The 14,483-nt window shown below is 68.8% G+C and carries 12 protein-coding genes; 5 read left to right on the forward strand and 7 right to left on the reverse strand.

Going from position 1 to position 14,483, the window contains the following annotated elements:
- Positions 1-52: 52 nt before the first annotated feature.
- The 3 genes from ABIE45_RS02190 to ABIE45_RS02200 all read right to left on the reverse strand — a co-directional run bounded on the left by ABIE45_RS02190 (position 53) and on the right by ABIE45_RS02200 (position 3,645).
- The gene (locus ABIE45_RS02190) at positions 53-898 is read right to left on the reverse strand and encodes an aspartate dehydrogenase (RefSeq protein WP_192711218.1); all 846 of its coding nucleotides are present in this window, start codon (positions 896-898) and stop codon (positions 53-55) included.
- A 216-nt stretch (positions 899-1,114) separates the two neighbouring features.
- On the reverse strand, positions 1,115-2,155 hold the full coding sequence (locus tag ABIE45_RS02195; protein ID WP_192711217.1) for a sensor histidine kinase: 1,041 nt from the start codon (positions 2,153-2,155) through the stop codon (positions 1,115-1,117).
- Complete coding sequence (locus tag ABIE45_RS02200) at positions 2,155-3,645, reverse strand: ATPase domain-containing protein (RefSeq protein WP_192711216.1); 1,491 nt, start codon at positions 3,643-3,645, stop codon at positions 2,155-2,157. Before ABIE45_RS02200 ends, ABIE45_RS02195 begins: the two co-directional genes overlap by 1 nt.
- A gap of 437 nt (positions 3,646-4,082) precedes the next feature.
- Here ABIE45_RS02200 and ABIE45_RS02205 point away from each other — a divergent pair, with 437 nt between their 5' ends.
- Together ABIE45_RS02205 and ABIE45_RS02210 are read left to right on the forward strand one after the other, a co-directional pair.
- A complete protein-coding gene (locus tag ABIE45_RS02205) occupies positions 4,083-4,316 on the forward strand; it encodes a hypothetical protein (RefSeq protein ID WP_192711215.1) in 234 nt (77 codons plus the stop codon).
- Positions 4,317-5,304: 988 nt separating this feature from the next.
- Complete coding sequence (locus ABIE45_RS02210; RefSeq protein ID WP_192711214.1) at positions 5,305-6,444, forward strand: HPP family protein; 1,140 nt, start codon at positions 5,305-5,307, stop codon at positions 6,442-6,444.
- Between the two features lie 447 nt (positions 6,445-6,891).
- Here ABIE45_RS02210 and ABIE45_RS02215 read toward each other — a convergent pair whose 3' ends face one another.
- Positions 6,892-7,476, reverse strand: coding sequence for a hypothetical protein (locus ABIE45_RS02215; protein ID WP_373622096.1), 585 nt, complete (start codon positions 7,474-7,476; stop codon positions 6,892-6,894).
- 179 nt (positions 7,477-7,655) lie between these two features.
- Complete coding sequence (locus ABIE45_RS02220; RefSeq protein WP_283214866.1) at positions 7,656-7,784, reverse strand: hypothetical protein; 129 nt, start codon at positions 7,782-7,784, stop codon at positions 7,656-7,658.
- Between the two features lie 519 nt (positions 7,785-8,303).
- Between ABIE45_RS02220 and ABIE45_RS02225 the strand changes: the two genes are divergently transcribed.
- Entirely contained in the window at positions 8,304-9,653 is a 1,350-nt protein-coding gene (locus tag ABIE45_RS02225; protein WP_192711213.1) for an MFS transporter, read from the forward strand.
- 37 nt (positions 9,654-9,690) lie between these two features.
- On the opposite strand, the gene ABIE45_RS02230 is transcribed toward ABIE45_RS02225, so the two are convergent.
- The gene (locus tag ABIE45_RS02230; RefSeq protein WP_192711212.1) at positions 9,691-10,587 is read right to left on the reverse strand and encodes a LysR substrate-binding domain-containing protein; all 897 of its coding nucleotides are present in this window, start codon (positions 10,585-10,587) and stop codon (positions 9,691-9,693) included.
- 119 nt (positions 10,588-10,706) lie between these two features.
- On the opposite strand from ABIE45_RS02230, the gene ABIE45_RS02235 reads away from it, so the two are divergent.
- Positions 10,707-11,978, forward strand: coding sequence for a M20/M25/M40 family metallo-hydrolase (locus ABIE45_RS02235; protein ID WP_192711211.1), 1,272 nt, complete (start codon positions 10,707-10,709; stop codon positions 11,976-11,978).
- 258 nt (positions 11,979-12,236) lie between these two features.
- Positions 12,237-13,634, forward strand: a complete 1,398-nt coding sequence (locus tag ABIE45_RS02240) for an L-serine ammonia-lyase (protein WP_192711210.1) — start codon at positions 12,237-12,239, stop codon at positions 13,632-13,634.
- A gap of 88 nt (positions 13,635-13,722) precedes the next feature.
- Here the strand turns inward: ABIE45_RS02240 and ABIE45_RS02245 are convergent, their stop codons facing one another.
- Positions 13,723-14,454, reverse strand: coding sequence for an SDR family oxidoreductase (locus tag ABIE45_RS02245; protein ID WP_192711209.1), 732 nt, complete (start codon positions 14,452-14,454; stop codon positions 13,723-13,725).
- Between the last annotated feature and the right edge of the window lie 29 nt (positions 14,455-14,483).

A 14,483-nucleotide genomic window follows, 5' to 3' on the forward strand; every position in this document is an offset into this window, starting at 1 on the left:
GCCCGGGCGCGTGCGACAGACAGCACGGGGTGTGCCAGCCGGGCCCGGCCCGTCAGGTCCCGACCCGGAGCGGGGCGGCGAGCTTGCGCAGGTAGGCGATGACCGATTGTGCGGTGATGCGGCCCGTGCGGGGGTTCTCGTCGGTCGGCACGTTCTCGATCGTCATCGCGAACCGCGCCGCATCGGCCTCGACCTCGATGCGGTGGGTGTTGCGGTCGAGGCCGGGGTCGGCCCAGATCTCCAGCTCGGTCCGATCCGGCCCGATGCCGGCGAGCGAGAGCGCGACCGCGACGTTCAGGTTCGCCGGAAAGCCGCGGGCCGCCTCGCGCGGGCTGCCGGCGAAGACCCGCATCGGCTCGGTGATGCCGGCGATCTCGATGCCGTGCTCGATGAGGTAGGGCGCACCGACGAGGCCGCGCACCGGCTTGCGGGTGATCATGCGCACCGCGTGGATCGTGCCCTCCGCGGCGGCCGTCACGGCGTCGAGGCCGAGCAAGGCACCGGTCGGGACGACGATCTGACCGCCATGGGCGCGGGCGGCCTCCACGAGATCCGCGTTGTCGAGGAGCGCCCCGCAGCTCAGCACCACGGCCGTCTTGCCGGCCGTCACGAACGGCCGCACGATCGACGGGAGAAACTGCGACGGCGCGCATTCCAGCACGATGTCAGCCCGCGGCTCGAGAGCATCGAACGCGGTGAGGATCTCGGGCGGCTGAGCGAACGCCGCGAGTTCGGCACGCGCCTTCCCGACATCGCGAACCGCGACGGCGGTCAGGGTCAGGCCCGATATGGCGCCGCCGTCGAGGGCCCGCGCCACGGCCCGCCCGACGGTGCCCAGGCCGGCGATCGCGACGCGCCCGCCGCGGGCCGGCGACCTGGATGCTTCTTGCGGCGCCATTCTGGATTCCTGTTCAACGCGGCCGGGGCGGCCGGCCACGGCCCTGCTGCATCGGTCGTGCCGACGGGCCGCGATCGTCCCACGTCTTGGACTACCTCTTGGACCACCTCTTGGACCGCGGGCAAACAGCAGCGCCTCGGACAGGCCTCGTCGGGGTTGCGGCTGTGGCCGGCCCGCAGGCACTGCGCAGCGGGACGATGCCCCGCCCCGACACCCTCAGTAGGCGGGGACGATGCGCTTCTCCGGCAACGGCGCGCGCATCGAGAAGTGCAGGCCGGCGGGCTGATAATCGAAGGCCAGCTCGGCCTGGCATTGCACTTTCAGCACGCGCTGGAGCAGCGTCGACCCGAAGCCCTTGCGGGTCGGCGGCTCCGTCGGCGGACCGCCGCGCTCGATCCAGTCGAGACACAGCACCTGATGGTCCGCGGTCTTCTCGACCGTCCAGCTGATCCGGATGCGACCTTCCGGGACGGACAGCGCCCCGTGCTTGGCCGCGTTCGTCGTGAGTTCGTGGATCGCCATCCCGGTGGGAACCGCAAGATCGCCGACCAGATCGACCCTGGGGCCGTCGAGAACGATGCGGGACTCTTCGCTGTCGTTGTAGGGCCCGAGTTCGTTCATCAGCATGTCGCGCAACGGCGCCTGCTGCCAGTAATCCTCGGTGAGCAGGTTGTGCGTCTTCGCGAGCGAGATCACCCGCGCCGAGAACGACGTGTAGAACGCCTCGACGCTGGTCGCGGATCGGGACGACGCGCCCAGCAGAGCCTGGACCGTCGCCAGCGTGTTCTTCACACGATGATGCAGCTCGCGGATCAGGAGCGTCTGCCGTTCCGCCGAGCGCTCGCGCTCCTCCAGATAGGCGCGCGCCTCGAGTTGCCGGCGTCTGGCGCGATGGGCCGAGCGCACCGCCATCACCAGCGTCGCCGGGTGGAACGGGCGCTCCAGAACGCTGACGTTCCCGAGGAGGTCGGTCAGGTGGACCTTGGGTTCGGCGCCCCGCCGCGTCAGCAGGATGAACGGAAAGTCCGACCACGGCGGCTGCGCGGCGATCCAGTCCGCCAGGGCCTGCCGGTTGGAGGAGAACAGCGCCTCCTCGGTGAGGATGGCGCAGGCCGCCATATCGAGGGACGCCACGACGTCCGTGAGGTCGCCGCAGGTTTGCGTCGCGATCCGCTCCTCGCCGAGGAGGGTCGCGGCCACATGCGCGTCGCGGCCCGTCGGTGCGAGGACGAGGACCGGCGGGTCAGCATCGGTCATCAGGCGCCGCGGGTGCGGAGAAGCGACGACCGCTCACCTTCGAAGGTCGGGACACCGGTCATGACACCTCGGAACGCGCTCAGCGGCTCGCCAACGCGGATCCCTTGCGAGTCGATCCGCAACTCGCGGATCGTATCCTCGTGGCTGCCGGTCCGCTTCTTCACGACGGAGATAGCACGGCGCAGACGCCCCTCGGCCTCGAACGCGCGGAAGAGCAGGATCGTATCGCTGAGATAGGTCAGGTCGACGCTCGTGCTCATGGCCCCGATCATGCCGTGCTGTGCCAGGACCAAGAGCGTGATGACGCCCTGCTGATTCAGGTAGGTCAGCAGCTCATGCATTTGCAGGAGCAGGTAATTCTCCTCCGGCATGGCGTTGTGATAGCCGGTCAGGGAGTCGATCACCACCAGGGTGACACCGCGGTGCTCGACCGCGTTCTGCACGATGTCGGCGAGCTCGCCCGGCGAAACCTCCGCCGGATCGATCTGCTCGACCTGGAGCGCGCCCGACGCGATCGCGTCATCGATCGGCATGGACAGGCCGGCGGCCCGCCTCCGCAGCACGCTCGTCGTCTCGTCGAAACTGAGAATCAGCGCCTTCTCGCCGCGGGCGATCGCCGCGGTGACGCTGGTGAGCGCCACCGTCGACTTGCCGACGCCGGACGGACCGATCAGCATCGTGCTGGTCCCGCGGTCGAGACCGCCCCCGAGAAGCTGGTCGAGTTCGGCGCTTCCCGTGCCGCACTGGGCGTCCAGAAACGTGCCGAGATGCTCGGCGGCCACGAGCCGCGGGAACACGGTCAAGCCGCCGCGCCGGATGATGTAATCGTGGTACCCGCCCCGGAACGGTGTGCCGCGCATCTTGATCACGCGCAGCCGCCGCCGCTCACCGCCGTACAGGGGCGCGAGCTGTTCCAGCCGGATCACGGCGTGACTCAGGCTGTGCAGGTTCAGGTCGTCTTCCTCGGCGGCCAGATCGTCCAGAAGAAGCGCCGTGATGTTCTGGATGAGCAGGAAGCTTCGCAGGGCGTGAACCTGCCGGCGGTAGCGCAACGAGCCTTGCGAGAGCAGCCGGATCTCGGACAAGCTGTCGAACACGACGCGGTCGGGCTTGGCACGTTCGATCTCGGCGATGGCCATGCGGACCGTCTCGCCGAGTTCGAGGTCGGAGGTATGGACGAGGGTCTGCTGCAGGTTCGGATCCAGGCTGAGTTCCGGCGCGACGAGTTCGCAGATCTCGATGCCGTCGAGCGACCAGCCGTGACGCTCCGCGACGTTCAGAAGCTCGCGCCGGCTCTCCGAGAGGGTGATGTAGAGGCAGCCCTCGCCGCGCTTTGCGCCCTCGAGCAGGAACTGCATTGCCAGCGTGGTCTTGCCGGACCCGGGCCGTCCCTCGATGAGATGCGAACGGCGCGCCGCGTAGCCGCCGTCCAGGATATGATCGAGACCGACCAGTCCCGTAGAAACCGGCGCTGCATCGTCTTCGGTCACTGGCGCTCCACGCTCTGTGCCGTCGTCGATCGACGGCACACGCTCGTACACGAACTCGGGCGGAGCGTGAACGGCGCGATGCCGCTCATGGGCCGGCAGGCGCGGCCGGCTCTGATGCCTGGGCTCCTCAGGAGCGGAGAGGCGCACGTCCAGCCTTCCGGGGCGCCGTGCTGGCGCGTGCGCTGCAATCTTGGCGGGCCGGAAGCGGTTCTTCCGGTTCGGAGCAGGATTGCCAGCTTTGCTGCGGAGCGGGAGGATCGCTTTCACGTCCTCGTGCGTTCCGATCGAGAGCTACCCAACCCTGGGTAGAACAGTTGCGGAAGTGGAGGCGGTAATGCTGCGCGGTGGATTGCTCTGGCTGCTTGGAATCCCGCTGCCGATCATCCTGCTCCTGTGGTTCTTCGGCGTGTTCCACTAGGCGCAGGTGGGCTGACGCCATGCCCTACACGGTCGAGATCACGACGCCACCGATGCAGATCGACGGCGAGGAACAGGCGGTGCGGATGTACCAGCTGCCCGATCCGTTCGGTACTCCGGCCGAAGCCAAGGACGCGGCGGTTGCGCATATCGCCGAGCTCGGGCTCGACCCTGCCAGCGTCCTCTACACCGTCTTCGACCGCGAGGGCGCCCCGGTCGCATCGAATGTCGCGCTGCCGGCCGGGGCGGGGTGAATCGAAGGCCGTGGGCCGGCGCTTCGCGGTGTCCAGTTCCCCCGCATGCGCCGACCCTCACGCGACCGCCCGGCCAAGGCATCACGGGTAGGGTGCGGAGAACTGGTCCGCACCCCCCTGTCATCGCGCGTCCCCTCGCAACAGCACCGTGCGGGTCGCGAACACCTCGGGCACATCAGCAGGGGGAGCTAAACTTATAGTCGGTGGGGCTGCGGCCGTCATCACAGCTCTGCGGCAGCCGGCACAAAAAAGGCCACTCCCGAAGGAGCGGCCCGAAGTCTTGGGAGGAAACGCCCTAGAGAAGGGCTGCGAAACCGCGACGCCATCGCGGCCTCACCCGTCCGATCTAGGCACCGGCCGCGCAGGGCACAACCGGCCCGAGGCCGTATGATGCGCATAAGTGGGATGGATTTCCCCGCCAGGTGCGCTTCCACACCATAGCTCGGCGCAGGATCCTGGCCCACACGGGCCGTCGGATCTGGCAAGAGGCGCCGGCCTGGGGATCGGGCGCGGCGTCGGTCTGGCGCCTAGTCCGTCAGGACGGCAATGAGCGAGAACGATGTGGCGAGGACGAACGTGCCCGCCACGAGGAACGAGATTAGCAGCATGGGAGACCTTGGGATGCCGAATGGCTATGCTGTCCCAATGCTCAAGGTCTCGCCTCGGTTGCAACCCGGGCTTGCATAACCGCCCGGCTTTCTCCGGCCTTCCACAACACAGTCGTTGGACAGGGCGTCGATCGCCGCCGTCCGGCATCGTCATGTCTCATGGTGTCGTCGGCGACCGGTTCCGATGATCGGCCCCACGCCGCCAGCCAAGCTTCGACACCAAATCGCCCGATCGGCAGGCAGAATGCCTCGACAGATTGCAATTTCAGCCGCGGCCCGTAAACAGGTCTCTGGTATACCAGATACACGCCCAGGCGATTGGTGCATGTGCTCGTCGAACGTGCACGTCCGGCGGCCGGGTGAGCGAGGGATGCGTGAGGATGTCGGAGACGGTTCGTCCGGAACATCGATCCGGGAAGGCAGCGGGGTTTCAGCTGTTCCGACCGATCCTGGCGGGCGCGACCCTCCGTGAGCGCCTCATCGCCTGCCTCGGCGCGCTCGCGGGCATCACGCTCACGGGCCTGATCTGCGGCCTGTTCTTCGGCCAGGGACCGCACATCCCGCTCATCGTGGCGCCGATGGGCGCCTCGGCCGTGCTCCTGTTCGCCGTGCCGGCCAGCCCCCTTGCCCAGCCTTGGTCGATCATCGGCGGCAACACGATCTCCGCCTTCATGGGCGTGCTCGCGGCTCACTTCATCCCCAATCCGGTCATGGCCATCGGCGTCGGGGTCTCGCTGGCGATCGCGGCGATGTCGCTCACCCGCTGCCTTCACCCGCCCGGCGGCGCTGCCGCCCTGACGGCGCTGATCGGCGGCCCGGCGGTCACCTCCGCGGGCTTCCTGTTCCCCCTGTTCCCGGTCTGCCTCAACTCAGTCATCCTGGTTGCGCTCGGCATCGCGTTCCACAAGATCTCGCGCCGCAACTACCCGCACGTCCCGGTGCCGGCGGCGATCAACACGCACGGAACGGCGGATCTGCCGCCGCCGCTCAGGGTCGGCTTCACGTCGGACGATGTGGACGCGGCCCTGGTCGAGCTGCACGAAACCCTGGATATCGACCGCTCCGACCTCGACCGGCTTCTGCGCCAGGTCGAGCACCACGCCCTGGTGCGGACCCACGGCGACCTCACCTGTCGTGAGGTGATGTCGCGCGACGTGGTCACCATCGGGATGGACGCAAGCGCGGAGCGCGCACGGGAACTGCTGATCGCGCACAACATCCGGACGCTGCCCGTGGTGGACGGCGCGGGCCGGCTCGCGGGCACGCTCGGCCTGCGCGAATTGACGCTGCATGGGGAAGTCGGCCTCGCGCAGGTGATGTCCGAGGCGCGGACGGCGCGGCCGGACGCGCCGATCGTCGCGTTGGCGTCCTCCCTGACCGACGGGCGCACCCATGCGGTGGTCGTCGTGGACGACGATCGGCGCGTCCTCGGGATCATCACCCAGACCGATCTGCTCGCGACCCTGACGCGTCTGATCTCGGCCAAGGCCTTCACGGCGCGCGAGCCGGTCCCCGCTTAGGCACCCGCGCGGCCCGACCAGACCGAGCGCGCGAGGCGCCGCGAACATCGTTCCTGTTGAATGCCCTGCGGGAATCGGAGGCCGTCGCCTCGACCTAGCGCGGGCATTGGCCCGGTTGTTGCCAGAGGTCTCGCTTTCCCGGCGACGCGACCGCCGCAGGATCGAGACGATGCACGACGAGGCGCTCCTCAACCTGCTCAACGCCATCCTGATGGCATCGAGCATGATGCTGACCTGGCAGGTCTATCTCCTGCGCAAGCCGAAGGCGCAGTAGAGCTGTTCCCGACCGCGTCGAGACGCGCGACGGCAGGATACGGGTCGTGGTGTGGGGCAGGGATGGGACATGGACTGGTCATCGCGGTGCGCCGCGCTCCCGGAACGTGGCGCGACACCGACGGTCGCGGCTCCAAGCCGGCCGCCGGTCAGATCCCGCGCAGGGGCGCGTGGCTACGGGGCGCGGCATTCCATGACGGCGGTCGCCTCCACGACGCTGAGGGCCCTGCGCCGGACCTCCAAGGGGGCGCCCGTCCCGTCCGCCACGGCGGACGCCTCGCGCCTGAGCGACGCGTCGCACGCGCAGGAATGGTACCCGGCCGCTTCGTAGCAGGCGTCGTGGCGCATGCAGGCGGCATCGAGGGCGTCCGTCGGAGGAAGCCCCTCGCCACGCTGGCCCTTGCCGCAGTAATTCCCGTGGAACAACTCCTGGCCGGCGACGACGCGGCCGAGGTCACCTTTCGGCGGTGCCGGCGCCTCGTCCCGTCCGCCCGGGTTCAAATCGTTGGCCGGGCCGCCGGCCTTGGAGCCGGAGGAGCGTAGCGCCTTCGGGATCCGGGAGCGCTCGCCGGGCTCGTTCAGGGCCTCGCCGGCCCGCCCGTTCGGATCCGAGAGCTCCGGCAGCGGCGGGGGCGGACCGGGGCGCGGCTCGTCGGCCTCGACCGACGTGGCGGGCACGTCGCCGACGCCCTGGGCCAGGGCTGAATGCGGGCAGGCCACGAGCATGAGCCCGAGCAGTGCGAGGATGGATGGTCTCAAGGGTACCCCCGAATCGGCGGCTCCCTAAACTCGAAGCTTGGCTCTTTCGTTCCCGAGCGTCGTACCCGGATGTCGGGAAGCGAGTCTCCCTTCGAAAGCAAGCGGCCCGCGATGGGGCCGCATCGACAAGCTTTTCGGACCGTGCAGCCAGCCTCGATGACGGGCGGAGCGTGGGCGGCTCAGGCCGCCCTGGGACGCCGTCGCACCAGCCCGCGCAGGATGCGAAGCGGCAGGAAAACCAGCTTCAGGACGGCCCGGGCGAGCAGGACCGCCAGGACGGCGAGGACGGCCAGTGCGGTGTTGAACATGAGCGATACCGGTGCCGCACCCGTTGCCGGGGGCGAATGATGACGATCCGCAACCGCCTACGCCCTGAACGCGGCGAGATGGTGGACGGGACAGTCGTCCCGCGCGGACGCTTGTCGCGGATCCCGCGACCGCAGGGTCGGCCGCGCCGAAGCATGCGCGTTCGCGCACGCTCACTTCTCGGGACGTGCGGATCCGCAGCACGGCCCCTGACGGCGCTCCGGTCGTGGCTGACGGTCACGCCCCTGTCCGCGCGCAAGTCCCGCCGCAGCCCTCGGCCAGCAGGTCCGCCACCGAGCCGCCCAGTGCCCCCGAAACGGCTAGGTCGTTGCCAAGACGCGCATCGCTCGCATGTTTTTTAAGCGGAAACAGACGTATAAACGAACCTTATGACAGAGCTGGCGCCCGGTTATTGGCCAGCCCGTAGATAGCAACTCATCCTCGCCGTGCGTCGTCCGAGCTGAGAAGGCCCGACACAAAGGTCCGCCTCGGATTCGAACTCGATCCTCGGGAGGAAGACCATGACTGGGACCACTAGACCGGCGTCCCCGGGTGGGACGCCCCGCGTCATCGCTGCCGCGATGATCGGGAACGCCCTCGAATTCTATGATCTGTTCATCTACGGCTTCCTGGCGATTGTCATCGCGAAGGTCTTCTTCCCCGCCGACAGCGACGTGGTCTCACTGTTGATCACGGTCGGCACGTTCGGCGCGTCCTACATCATGCGTCCGCTGGGAGCCGTGGTGTTGGGCTCCTACGCGGACAAGTATGGCCGGAAAGCCGGCATGATGCTGACGATCTGGACGATGGGCCTCGGCACCGTCCTGATCGCCTTCGCGCCGAGCTACGCCGCGGTCGGCCTGCTGGGTCCCGTGATCGTCGTGGGCGGCAAGCTGATGCAGGGATTCTCGGCGGGTGGCGAGTTCGGGACGTCGGTGACCTTCGTCACGGAGCACGCGCCGCCCGGCAGGCGCGGCTTCTTCGCCAGCTTCCAGGTCGTCGGCATCGGCTTGGCGACGGCCCTCTCCGCGGCCGCCGGCATCGGCCTGAATCTCTCCTTGTCGAGCGAGCAGATCGTCGATTGGGGTTGGCGGTTGCCGTTTATCTTCGGCCTGACGATCATCCCGTTCGGATACCTGATCCGCCGCGGCGTCGACGAGACGCCCGAATTTGCCGCCCAGGCGCCGTCGGCGACACTTCCCTTCAAGGCCGTGGTTTCATCGCAGAAGGCCAAGATCGCCTACGCGGTCGGCCTGTACTCCCTGGCGGCTTCGACCAATTATCTCCTGGCCGTGTACATCCCGACCTATGCGCAACGTGAGCTTCACCTGAGCCCGACCGTTGCCTACGGAGGCGCCTTCGCCTTCGCGTTCATTCAAACATTCCTGCCGCCGGTCATCGGGGCCCTCTCGGATCGCTTCGGGCGGCTCAAGTTCATCGCCAGCGGCGTCCTTCTGGTCGGATTGTCCGCCTTCCCGGCCTTCGTCTGGATGATCAGTCGCCCCGAACCCGGCGTCTACCTCACCTGCATCTCGATGCTCGCCGTCTTCGTGATGGTCTTCCAGGCGCCGATGCCGGCCTTCCTCTCCGAACTGTTCGGCACCTCGATCCGGACGACGTCGCTCGCCCTGGTGCACAATCTGAACTTCACCATCTTCGGGGGCATGGCGCCGTTCGTCTGCACGCTCCTGATCCAGCAGACCGGCAGCAAATACATCCCGGCTTACTACGTCATCGCCACGGTCGTGCTCGCGCTCCTGAGCCTTGGCTACCTGCGCTATCGGACCGTCAGGGCGGCACGGCTGACGCGGTTCAGCGGCCTGCCCCTGACGCCCGATCCATTCCGGGCCTCGACGATCGGAACGGACTGACCGCGAGCCCGGCTTCCGGTCGCCGGCCGACGGCGCCTCATCCGCGACCCAGGCGGGCGGATGGGGCGAGATGGCTCTTCAGCAGCGCGATGAACTCCGTCGCGATGACCGAACGGGCCATCGCCGCCGGATAGAGCAGCCCGATCTCGTAGTGGATCGCGGGCTCGAAGGTCCGCCGAACGATGCCGCCGGTGAAGGGCATGCTGACGAGCGGATCGACCAGCCCGACGCCGCACCCGGCCGAAACCAGCTCGCACACGGTCGCGAAGTACTCGACTTCCGCGACCACGTTCCATCGCGCCCCGTGCGCCGAGAATGCGGATGCGAGCTGATGGTGCGTGGCGTGATCCCTGAACAGCGTCACGAACGGCACGCCGTCGAGATCGGCCGGCGTGACGACGTCCTTCTGCGCGAGCGGATGGTCCGCCGCCACGATGAACTCGCAGCGGTAGGAGAAGCGCTCCATCTCGGCGGACGGGTGCGACGACGGCAGTTCGGCGATGGCGAGATCGAAGGATTGCGACGCGATCAGATCCTTCACGATCGTCGAGCTGTGCGACACGATGCGGACCTGGACGTCGGGACGCCCCTCGATGAACAGGGACACGATGCGCGGCAGCAGAGCCAACGAGATGCTCGGATAAGCCGCGATCGACAGGCGTCCGTAGCTGCCCTGCCGGATCTCGCGCGCCGCACGCTCGGTGCTCTCGATGGCGGCCAGCGAGCGCGTGACCTCGGTGAAGAACAGCGTCGCCTCGGGGGTTGGGTGGAGCCGGCCCGCGTGCCGGACGAACAGGGCGAACCCGAGGCTCTGCTCCAATGACGCGATCGTATTGCTGACGGAGGGCTGGCTGACCCCGAGCTGTTCGGCGGCCTTCGTCATGGTGCCGGCCAGCATCAAGGTCCGGAAGCACTCGAGTTGCCTGATCTGCATCGTCACCCATTCGGGATGCTTATTGATCCGTCAGGCTAGCTTATTGGTCGTCCGGACGCGACCGTGCTGAACTCGTCTCCATCGATCGATCCATCGCGATCGCTCCGCCGGAGACGACCATGAGTGTTGAACGACGCTACGACGAAGCCGCGGCGGCACGCCTGCTGCAGGACGGCCGTCGACGGCGCCACGAGGTGGTCGACCAGACGTTGCGCCTGCTGGCCTGTCCCAGCCCCAATCCGTCGGGCGATACCCGCGCCATCGCCGCCCGCATCCTGGACGAGCTCGGCGACCTGCCGAACGTCCAAGTCGCGCTCCACCCCTCGGAGCCGCACATCCACAATCTGGTCGCCACCGTCTCCGGCGAATCCCCGGGGCGGCGGCTGGTCTTCAACGGACACCTCGACACGTTTCCCCTCGGCGATCGCGACGCCTGGACGGCGGATCCGAGGGGGGAATTGCGGGACGACCGCCTCTACGGCCTCGGCGTGTCCGACATGAAGGGCGGGCTGGCGGCGAGCCTGTTCGCGTTCAGGAACCTCGCCGCGGAGCCGTCCGCCTGGGGCGGCGAGGCCGTCATCGCCTTCGCGGGCGATGAGGAGACGATGGGAACGCGCGGCACCCAGTACCTGCTGGATACCGTCCCGGCGGCACGCGGGGATGCGGTGATCTGCGGCGATGTCGGGTCGCCCTCGGTGCTGCGGATCGGCGAGAAGGGGCTGATGTGGATCCGGATTGTCGCGAAGGGACGATCCTGCCACGCCGCCCATGTCCATCGCGGCGAGAGCGCGATCGAGAAGCTGGTCGAGGCGCTCAACGGACTCACGGCGCTGCGCGCGCTGAATGTCCGGGTCCCTCCCGAGGTCGAGGCTATCGTGCGCAATGCCGCGCCGCGCTCCGAGCCCCTGTCCGGCGTGGGAGAGAGCGAGGTCCTGCTCAAGCTGACGGTGACCATCGGCACGATGTCGGGCGGGCGCCTCCCGAACCTCGTGGCGGACCATGCCGAGGCGACCGCCGACCTGCGATTGCCTCTCGGCCTGTCGACGGCGGAGCTGCACGCGGCCATTGCGGATCGCCTCGGCGGATTGCCCGGCGTCAGCTTCGAGGTGCTGCGCGCGTACGAGCCGACCTTCACGCCGCGCCACGATCCGGTGGTCCAGTCGTTCTCGCGCGCCACGACGCAGGTCCTGGGCGTCGAACCGGTCGCAAACATGCGCGTCGGCGCCTCCGACGCGCGTCTGTGCCGGCGCGCAGGCATCCCGACCGTGATCTGCGGGCTCACCCCCAACAACATGGGGGCGCATGACGAGTACGTGCAGGTCGAGGAGTTGATGGCGCTGGGTGAGATCTTCACGCGCGGCGCGCTCGATTATCTGACATCGGAGCGCTAGCGCGGCCGCTCGATTCGAGCCTGAGAGGACGTCCGGGCTGGAATCCGGCGGCGATGCGCGCCACACGCACCACGCCGCGCCGGATATTCGGCTCGTGGCACGGTTTCGGCTTTCCGCGAGGTGAGGCCGGCCGATCCATGCCGGGCGTGCCCGTGAGCCCCGGAAGACGGGGCTCGCCAAACGCCGGTGCCACGACGAGGATACATCTGCGTTGATCAGTGCGTGCAGCTCCGGGCGATGGCTGGATGGGAGAGCCCGATGTTCTTGAGCATCTTCGACATCTTCAAGATCGGCGTCGGACCGTCCAGCTCGCACACCATGGGACCGATGCTCGCCTCCGCGCGCTTCCTCGACGCGCTCCGCGAGCGCTGGGCCCGCGCACCCGACGCGCCTGCGCCGCTGCGGATCGAGGCCGTCCTGCGCGGAAGTCTCGCCTTCACCGGACAGGGGCATGCCACCGACCGGGCGGTGGTTCTCGGCCTGCTCGGGTTTCGTCCCGACACGCTCGATCCGGACGAGGCCGTGCGCCGCGAGGCCGCGCTGCGCGCGAACGCGTGGATCGACATCGCGGGCCTTCCGCGGATCCGCTTCGATGCCGAGACCGGGATCGTGTTCGACTACGGGCCGCCGTTGCCGGGCCACGCCAACGGGATGATCCTCCGCGCCTTCGACGCCGAGGGCGTGCCGTACTTCACGGAAACCTACTACTCGATCGGCGGCGGCTTCGTCCTGACCGCGGAGGAACTGGCCGGCGGCGACATCAAGGCGGTCGATGCCTCGGTGCTACGCCCCTATCCGTTCGGGAGCGCCGCCGAGATGCTCGTGATGGGCGCGGCGTCGCGGCGCAGCATCGCGGCCATGAAGCGGGCCAACGAGACGGTCGGCCGCGGAGACGCGGAGCTCGATGCCGGCCTCGATCGGATCTGGGCGGTCATGGATGCGTGCATCGATCGCGGTCTCGCCACCGAGGGTACGCTGCCGGGCGGCCTGAACGTCCGCCGCCGGGCCCGCCGCATCCATCAGGCGCTGCTCTCCGAGCGGGGCAGCAACAGCGTCCAGCCACACGTCGCGAACGATTGGCTGTCCGTCTATGCGATGGCGATCAACGAGGAGAATGCTGGCGGCGGGTGCGTCGTCACCGCACCGACGAACGGAGCGGCCGGCGTCGTCCCGGCGGTCATCCGATACTACCGCGACCATTGCATCGGCGCGAACCACGCCGGCGTTCGCGATTTCCTGCTGACGGCCGCGGCGATCGGCGGCCTGATCAAGACCAATGCCTCGATCTCCGGTGCCGAGGTCGGCTGTCAGGGTGAGGTCGGGTCGGCCGCCGCGATGGCAGCCGCCGGCTTCTGCGCCGCGCTCGGCGGCACCAACGAGCAGGTCGAGAACGCCGCCGAGATCGCGCTCGAGCACCATCTCGGCCTCACCTGCGACCCGATCCGCGGGCTGGTCCAGGTGCCGTGCATCGAGCGCAACGGCCTCGGCGCCATCAAGGCCGTCGCGGCCGCGTCCCTGGCGCTGCGCGGGGACGGCAGCCACATCATGCCGCTCGACAACTGCATCGAGGCGATGAAGCAGACCGGGCGCGACATGAGCGTCCGGTACAAGGAAACCTCGACCGGCGGGCTCGCCGTCAATCTTCCGGAATGCTGACGGACGGCGCGCGATCGGCGGCGGAGCGCGAGCCGCTTCGGGGATGAAAAGAGGCCGAGGCGGACCCGCTGAAACCGTCATCGTGACGCTAGACCTGTCGCATCCCGCCATCGACGCACAGCTCGGCTCCCGCGACGAAGCTCGCCTCGTCGCTCAACAGGAACAGCGTGGCCGCCGCCACCTCCTCCGGACGCGCCATGCGGCCGAGCGGGATCGGCGCGATCAGCGCGGCCCGCCCCTCCTCCGGCACCCGCGCCATCATGGCGGTGTCGGTCGGGCCGGGGGCCACCACGTTCACGCGGATACCCTGCGGAGCGAGTTCCGCCGTCCATGTGCGCGCGTAGGACCGGAGCGCCGCCTTCGTGGCGGCATAGGTCCCGTAGGGCGTGATGCCTGCGGCGTCGGCGATCGACCCCATCAGCACCACGGCTCCACCCTGCCCCATCGCGCCCAGAGCCGCCTGCAACCCGAAGACGGCCCCACGGACGTTGACCGCGAAGTGCCGGTCGAAATGCTCGGGCGTCCCGTCGCGCAGGGTCGCCGGCTCCGAGATACCCGCGTTGAGGACCAGCGCGTCGATCCGGCCATGCGTCTCCCGCACCGTCGCCACGACCCGGTGCAGATCCTCCTGTCGGGCCGCGTCCGCGACGAGACCCCGCGCCCCGCGGCCGATCTGCGCAGCGGCTGCCGCGACCTCGTCGGCGCGCCGCCCGGTGAGGACGACCGACGCGCCCTCGATCGCCAGCCGCTCGGCGACCGCAAGGCCGATGCCCTTCGCCCCGCCGATCACGAGAGCAACCTTGTCCATCATGCGAGCCATCAGGGCATCCCCTCATCCACGATGGTCCA

It is taken from the genome of Methylobacterium sp. OAE515 (assembly GCF_041806315.1).
Taxonomy (GTDB): domain Bacteria; phylum Pseudomonadota; class Alphaproteobacteria; order Rhizobiales; family Beijerinckiaceae; genus Methylobacterium; species Methylobacterium tardum.